Raw genomic sequence first — 434 nt, forward strand, 5'->3', positions numbered from 1 at the left:
CTGCTCAAGCGCGGCCTCGCGATGGTGCCGGAAGGGCGGGGCATCTTCGCGCGCATGTCGATTGTCGAGAACATGCAGATGGGTGCGTATCTGCGCAGCGATACGGACGGCATCAGGAAGGACGTCGAGCGGATGTTCGGGTTCTTTCCGCGCCTGAAGGAACGCGCGACGCAGCTGGCGGGCACGCTCTCGGGCGGCGAGCAGCAGATGCTGGCGATGGCGCGTGCTGTTATTTCAAAGCCGAAGCTGCTGCTGCTGGACGAGCCGTCGATGGGTCTGTCGCCGATCATGGTCGAGAAGATCTTCGAAGTGGTGCGCGAGATTTCGAAGGAAGGCATCACGGTGATGCTGGTCGAGCAGAATGCCCGGCTGGCGCTGCAGGCCGCGGATCGCGGCTATGTGATGGACTCGGGCATGATCACGATGTCGGGCGA

General features: G+C 63.1%; 1 protein-coding gene. It reads left to right on the forward strand.

Annotated elements, in window-relative coordinates; genetic code table 11:
- A partial coding sequence (locus H3V53_RS43450) for an ABC transporter ATP-binding protein (protein ID WP_336603076.1) occupies positions 1 to 434 on the forward strand: 434 nt, incomplete at both ends.

Origin of the sequence: Paraburkholderia bengalensis (assembly GCF_037126505.1) — a bacterium.
GTDB classification, from domain to species: Bacteria; Pseudomonadota; Gammaproteobacteria; order Burkholderiales; family Burkholderiaceae; genus Paraburkholderia; species Paraburkholderia bengalensis.